Annotated in this window: 6 protein-coding genes; all 6 read right to left on the bottom strand. The window is 66.2% G+C overall.

From position 1 onward, the window contains the following. Window positions 1–232: 232 nt before the first annotated feature. Window positions 233–1999, bottom strand: coding sequence for a phosphoenolpyruvate--protein phosphotransferase (gene ptsP, locus AC1DO7_RS39640; protein ID WP_441613765.1), 1767 nt, complete (start codon window positions 1997–1999; stop codon window positions 233–235). Window positions 2000–2135: 136 nt separating this feature from the next. Further along, window positions 2136–2405, bottom strand: coding sequence for an HPr family phosphocarrier protein (locus AC1DO7_RS39635; protein ID WP_035861002.1), 270 nt, complete (start codon window positions 2403–2405; stop codon window positions 2136–2138). Further along, the gene (locus AC1DO7_RS39630) at window positions 2374–2829 is read right to left on the bottom strand and encodes a PTS sugar transporter subunit IIA (protein ID WP_441613766.1); all 456 of its coding nucleotides are present in this window, start codon (window positions 2827–2829) and stop codon (window positions 2374–2376) included. The genes AC1DO7_RS39635 and AC1DO7_RS39630 overlap by 32 nt, the downstream gene beginning before the upstream one ends. Before the next feature lie 80 nt (window positions 2830–2909). Beyond that, a complete protein-coding gene (gshB, locus tag AC1DO7_RS39625) occupies window positions 2910–3863 on the bottom strand; it encodes a glutathione synthase (RefSeq protein ID WP_441613767.1) in 954 nt (317 codons plus the stop codon). Window positions 3864–3938: 75 nt separating this feature from the next. Beyond that, window positions 3939–4970 carry a glutamate--cysteine ligase gene (gene gshA / locus AC1DO7_RS39620; protein WP_477117444.1) on the bottom strand — a complete coding sequence of 344 codons (1032 nt, stop codon included), beginning with the start codon at window positions 4968–4970 and terminating at the stop codon, window positions 3939–3941. 541 nt (window positions 4971–5511) lie between these two features. After that, window positions 5512–6551 (bottom strand): ammonium transporter (locus tag AC1DO7_RS39615; protein ID WP_477117443.1); only part of this gene is annotated, 1040 nt, incomplete at its 5' end.

The following is a 6551-nucleotide window of genomic DNA, read 5'->3' as shown; positions in this document are numbered from 1 at the left end:
GGGCAGGGGTGACACCGGCATGTCACCCTCGATGTACGCCAGAATATCAGAGATCGAAAATGATAACAATTCCCATTAAGGCACAAAGGGTACATGCCAGGAGAGCGCCACTTTGCACCAGTTTCCGGCATGCGGGGGTCGTCACACTCCCGCCGAAAAGTGACGGATTACCCCCAATCACGGTGCCGGATCCGAGGCAAAAACCCCAACCACATCAGGGTTGTCCGAGCCGTCACAGCTGCTTCAGCGCGCAGGCCAGTTCCTCCGGCTCGTAGGCACACAGGACCTGCTCCACCAGCCGCTCCAGCCGCTGGCAGTCGGCATGCAGGACTTCCTGCTTGACCCGCAGCAGCTGCGAAGGATGCATGGAGAATTCGCGCAGCCCCATGCCCAGCAGCAGCCGGGTCATGGCGGGGTCGCCCGCCATCTCGCCGCACACCGCCACGGGCACGCCGGCGCGGTTGGCCTCGCGGATGGTGCGGGCAATCAGCTGCAGCACCGCCGGGTGCAGCGGGTCGTACAGATGCGCCACGGCGTTGTCGGCACGGTCGATGGCCAGCGTGTACTGGATCAGGTCGTTGGTGCCGATCGAGAGGAAATCCATGCGGCGCAGGAACAGCGGCAGCATCAGCACGGCTGCCGGAATCTCGATCATGGCCCCGACCTTGATGTTCGGGTCGAAAGCCTGGCCGCGCGCGTCGAGCTGGCGCTTGGCCTGGGCGATCAGGTCCAGGGTCTGGTCGATCTCGCGCGCGTGCGCCAGCATCGGGATCAGCAGGCGCACCGGCCCGAAGGCCGAGGCACGCAACAACGCCCGCAGCTGGGTCAGGAACATCGCCGGTTCCGACAGCGACCAGCGGATCGCGCGCAAGCCCAGGGCGGGATTCAGCGCGGTCTCGAAATCGTCGCCCCGCCCGTCGCGTCCGTCCAGGGGCTTGTCGGCGCCGATATCGATGGTGCGGATGGTGACCGGCAGGCCGTGCATGGCATCCACGGCGCCGCGGTAGGCATGGAACTGCTCCTCCTCGTCGGGCAGTTCGCCGCGCCGGTTCATAAAGAGGAATTCCGAACGGAACAGCCCCACCCCGACGGCACCGGCAGTGAGCGCCGCGCTGGCGTCTTCCGCCATCTCGATATTGGCCAGCAGGTCGATCTCGAGCCCGTCCAGCGTCACCGCCGGCGTATGGCGCAGGCGCTGCAGGCGCTTCTTCTCCAGGGCCCGCTCGCTCTGGCGGTGGCGGTATTCCTCGAGGATGATGGCCGACGGGTCGACGATCACCAGGCCGGCGTCGCCGTCGATGATCACCCAGTCGTCCTGGCGGATCAGCTCGCTCGCGCTCTGCACGCCCACGGCGGCGGGGATGTCCAGGCTGCGCGCCACGATGGCGGTGTGCGAGGTGCGCCCGCCCAGGTCGGTCACGAAGCCATGGAACACGGTATGGCGGAACTGCAGCATGTCGGCCGGCGAGATATCGTGCGCGACCACGATCACGCCCGGCGCGGGCTCGCCGTCGGGGGCGAGCGTGGAAGGCGGCGCCGGGGCCGGCGCCAGCATCGCCGCGCCGGCCAGCACCTTGAGAAGGCGCTCGACCACCTGGCGGATGTCCGCCTTGCGCTCGCGCAGGTATTCGTCTTCGATTTCGTCGAACTGCCGCATCAGTTCTTCGAGCCGCGTGGTCAGCGCCCATTCGGCGTTGTAGCGGCGGTTGCGGATCAGCGCCTCGGGTTCGCGCGCAAGCGCCTCGTCGTCGAGGATCATCGCGTGCACGTCGAGGAAGGCGCCCATTTCCTCCGGCGCCTCGCGCGGCAGGTCGCGCTTGAGCGCGGCCAGTTCGGCCCGCACCACCGCGCGCGCGGAGCGCAGGCGCTCGACCTCGTCGTCGAGCCGGTCTTCATCGACCAGGTAATGGGAGACATCGAGCGCGGCAGGCGCGAGCAAATGCGCGCGGCCGATGGCGACGCCGCGCGAGACCGGGATGCCGTGCAGGGCAAATGGCATGTACCGCTCCGTCAGGAACGTTTAAGAAGTCTGGCCGTGGCCAGCAGCCTCGAGAGCCGTCGCAGGATGCGGCAAGGCGGCCCCGGCCGGGCGCGCCATGGCGGACGGTGCCGCCGCACTCATCCTGGGCCGGCCCTTATTCTCCCTCGCCGAAGCGGTTGGCGATCAGCGCCAGCAGCGCGTCCATCGCCTCCTGCTCGTCGGGACCGTCGGTCTCGATGGTCACGGTCGAGCCAATGCCGGCGGCCAGCATCATCACGCCCATGATGCTCTTGGCGTCGACCTGCCGGCCGTTGCGCGACATCTTGACCTGACTCACGAAGTTGCCGGCCAATTGCGTCAGCTTGGCGGATGCGCGGGCGTGCAGCCCGAGCTTATTGATGATGTTGGTGTCCCTCTGCAGCATATTTGTCGGGATGATTAGCGATCTGGTTCTGGACAGTGGTGGAGCCTACCTGCAATACCCCCTGCGAGCCGCCGGCCAGGGCCTTGAGGGCGAGCTGGTCGAGCTTCTCGGTACGGTAGCAGATGGCGCGCACCAGCATGGGAAGGTTGACGCCGGCGAGTACCTTGACGCGGCCCGGCTCGGCGAGCCGGGCCGCGATATTGGCCGGCGTCGCGCCAAAGATATCGGTCAGCACCAGCGCACCGTTCTCTTCGCAGATCTCGGCGAGACGGCGCCGGGCTTCGGCCAGCACGGCGGCCGGCTCGGCGTCCGGCGTGACGTCGATCGCTTCGAGCCGTTGCGGCTGGCCACAGTAGACGTGGGCGGCGCAGTCGCGCAATGCCGAAGCCAGCGGGGCGTGCGCGATGATCAGAATGCCTGCCATGGTGGTGAATCCGTTGGATTGACGCGATTGTAGCAGGCACTCCAGCCGGCGAAGTCAGCCGCGGCTGACTTCGCACCGGCTTAGCCCGCGCGGGCCTGTACCGCCTGCTCCAGCGCGTCGATGAACATGGCGGCCACCTGGAAGCCGGTCTGCTGCGTGATTTCCTGGAAACAGGTCGGACTCGTCACATTGACTTCGGTGAGGTAGTCGCCGATCGCGTCCAGCCCGACCAGCAGCAGGCCGCGCTCCCACAGGCCCGGCGCCAGCGCCTCGGCGATCTCGCGGTCCCGCTGCGAAAGCGGCTGCGCCCGCCCCGTGCCGCCCGCGGCCAGGTTGCCGCGCACTTCGCCATCCTTGGGGATGCGCGCCAGCGAGTATGGCACCGGCTTGCCGCCGATCAGCAGGATGCGCTTGTCGCCGTCCTTGATCTCGGGGATATAGCGTTGCGCCATCAGCGTGCGCGCGCCGTTCTCGCCCAGCGTCTCGATGATGGAACCGAGGTTGAGGCCATCCGCGCCGACCCGGAAGATCCCCATGCCGCCCATGCCGTCGAGCGGCTTGAGGATGACGTCGCGGTGCTCGGCGTGGAACTCGCGGATGCGGTCGGCATCGCGCGTGACCAGGGTAGGCGTGGTGAACTGGGGATACTTCGCGATCGCCAGCTTCTCGGAAAAGTCGCGCACCGCCTGCGGCTTGTTGAACACATTGGCGCCATGCGACTCGGCCAGCTCCAGCAGCCAGGTGCTGGTCACGTATTCCATGTCGAACGGCGGGTCCTTGCGCATCAGGACGGCGTCGAAGCCCGTCAGCGGATGCAGGGCGGGCTCGCCGGCGCGATACCAGTCATGCGCATCGCCGGTCAGCTGCAGCGGGCGCACCACGGCCTCGACCCGGTGCGCCGACAGCGAGAGCTGCGACTGCAGGCAGGCAAACAGCTCGTGGCCGCGCTCGGCCGCCTCCACCATCATGGCGTAGGTGGAGTCCTTGTAGGTCTTGAAGGTGTCCAGCGGGTCGGTAATAAACAGAATGCGCATGTTGGCTCGTCCCGGATCGCAGGGGCCGCGCGCAGCGCGCGGCACGTCAAGGCGCTGCCACACGGCAGCGCCGCCTCACAGAATCGGATTGGGGTCGGTCTTCTCGAGTTCCAGTGAGGCAGCCAGCAAGGCCAGCCGCGCCACCACGCCGTACATATAGAACCGGTTCGGCACCGCCGCGCCAGGCTTGGCATGACTGTCCGGAATGCCGTTCGGCGCAAACGCCAGCGGCACGAAGTGCATGCCCGGCGCATTCAGGTTCTCGTCGTTGCCGCGGCCGGTATGGACGCGGTAGAAGCCGCCGACCACATAGCGGTCGATCATGTACACCACCGGCTCGGCCACCGCCTCGTTGACCTTCTCGAAGGTGTGCACGCCTTCCTGGATGATGACGTCGTTGACCTCGAGGCCTTGATCGATGTCGATCAGCTTGGCGAACTTCTTGGCCACCTCGTCGTAGGCGGCGAAGTGGCTGGTCTTGCGCCGCGTCGACCAGCCCGCGTGCAGCGGCGGCAGCAGGTACTGCTCGTTGATGTTCTCCAGGATCGGCGGGATGCCGGCCGAGAGATCGTTGTTGAGCAGGATCGAACAGGGATCGAAATCCTTCAGCCCCAGGCGGCGTCCGCGCGCGCCCAGCCGCGCCAGCGGCTCGACCACCAGCGTCTGGCCGTCGGGCAGATCGATCGGGGTGGGTTCGGTGATGTCCTCGGACAGCGAGCCCAGCCGGACATTGAGTCCGGCCTGGCGCATGATCAGCGACAGGCGCGCCACGTTCTGCAGATAGAACATGTTGCGCGTGTGACGCTCGGGGATCAGCAGCAGGTTCTTGGCATCCGGACAGATCTTCTCGATCGCGGCCATGGCCGCCTGCACCGCCAGCGGCAGCATTTCAGGCGCTAGGTTGTTGAAACCGCCCGGGAACAGGTTGGTGTCGACCGGCGCGAGCTTGAAGCCGGCATTGCGCAGATCGACCGAGCAGTAGAACGGAGGCGTATGTTCCTGCCATTCCAGCCTGAACCAGCGCTCGATGGACGGCGTCGCGTCCAGGATCTTTTTTTCCAGCTCGAGCAGCGGACCGTTCAGCGCGGTGATGAGATGCGGGACCATATACATCCTATTGATCGTCTTTATCGTTCGCCCAGATTGTAGAGGAACGGCCAATTGGCTGCTGGCGCTACCAGAATAAGCATATGCGAGCGCCGGCTAGAGGAAGAAGGATATGGGGATGCCGGCGTGGATTAAAAGGGGCGCCTGGCAGGCGCCCCGGCGACATGCGCAAATCGGCGCCCGGGCCAGGCGCGGCGGCCGGCGAGGCAAAAAAAAAGCGCGACAGTGTCGCGCTTTCAAATGGCCTGACAGATACGGGGAGCGTTCTGCAGGTGGAGGAAACTGCCTCACTCGCACTGTATGTGCGCTGCCCTCCTAAAACAATTGAAGCTTTTTAAGATCGGATTTAAGCACCTGGCGAAAAGTCCATGCCGGCAGTGTGCCCAAGGCGCCGCGGCGCGCCGGTGCCGAACGATGCAGGCTATTTCGTCGCAGATGCCATCACGATACCGGCATCACAACGAAAAAAGCCCGGCACAAGGCCGGGCGAAACTCCTGAGAGAAGATTCCCAATCAGCTCTCCAGCACAACTCCTCTGCGATCAGGCTTCATACGCGGTCTCGCCGTGCGAGGTGATGTCCAGACCCTCGCGCTCTTCTTCTTCCGGCACCCGCAGGCCGATCAGCATATCCACCAGCTTGTAGGCGACGAAGGCCACCACGCCGGACCACACGATGGTGGTCAGCACGCCTTCGAACTGGATCCAAACCTGGCCGGCGATCGAGTAATCGTCGGCCACCTTGTTGGCCACGTAGTCATAGATGCCCGTGCCGCCCAGGCTCGGGGATGCGAACACACCGGTCAGCAGCGCGCCCAGGATGCCGCCCACGCCATGCACGCCGAACACGTCCAGCGAGTCATCCATGCCCAGCAGCTTCTTCAGGCCGGTCACGCCCCACAGGCACAGCAGGCCAGCGGCGATACCGATCACGATCGAACCCATCGGGCCGACGAAGCCGGCCGCCGGGGTGATCGCCACCAGGCCGGCCACGGCACCCGAGGCACCGCCCAGCATCGACGGCTTGCCCTTGCTGATCCACTCGCCGAAGGTCCAGGACAGCACTGCCGCGCAGGTCGCCAGCAGCGTGTTGACGAAGGCCAGCGCAGCCGAGCCGTTGGCTTCCAGCGCCGAGCCGGCGTTGAAGCCGAACCAGCCGAACCACAGCAGCGAAGCGCCCACCATGGTGAAGGTCAGGCTGTGCGGACGGAGCGCCTCGCGGCCGAAGCCGATACGCTTGCCGAACATGAAGGCACCCACCAGGCCGGCCACGGCCGCATTGATGTGCACCACGGTACCGCCGGCGAAGTCCAGCGCGCCCTTCTGGAACAGCCAGCCGGACTTGGCGGTGGCAGCCGTCGCGGCTGCCGCGTCGGTGAAGCCGTCCGGACCGGGCCAGAACCAGACCATGTGGGCCATCGGGATGTACGAGAAGGTGAACCACAGCACCACGAACACCAGCACGGCCGAGAACTTGGCGCGCTCGGCGAAGGCACCGATGATCAGCCCGCAGGTGATTGCCGCGAAGGCGCACTGGAAGGCGAAGTAGGCCAGCTCCGGCACCACCACGCCCTTGCTGAAGG

The organism is Cupriavidus sp. 05N40, assembly GCF_056397305.1.
Note: the sequence above shows the minus strand (reverse complement) of the source record. Positions and strands in the feature narration are given on the sequence as shown.

What these genes read in the sequence shown, in the direction of transcription:
- ptsP (WP_441613765.1), bottom strand. Translation starts at nt 1,999, where the DNA reads ATGCCATTTGCCCTGCACGGCATCCCGGTCTCGCGCGGCGTCGCCATC.
- AC1DO7_RS39635 (WP_035861002.1), bottom strand. Translation starts at nt 2,405, where the DNA reads ATGCTGCAGAGGGACACCAACATCATCAATAAGCTCGGGCTGCACGCC.
- AC1DO7_RS39630 (WP_441613766.1), bottom strand. Translation starts at nt 2,829, where the DNA reads ATGGCAGGCATTCTGATCATCGCGCACGCCCCGCTGGCTTCGGCATTG.
- gshB (WP_441613767.1), bottom strand. Translation starts at nt 3,863, where the DNA reads ATGCGCATTCTGTTTATTACCGACCCGCTGGACACCTTCAAGACCTAC.
- gshA (WP_477117444.1), bottom strand. Translation starts at nt 4,970, where the DNA reads ATGGTCCCGCATCTCATCACCGCGCTGAACGGTCCGCTGCTCGAGCTG.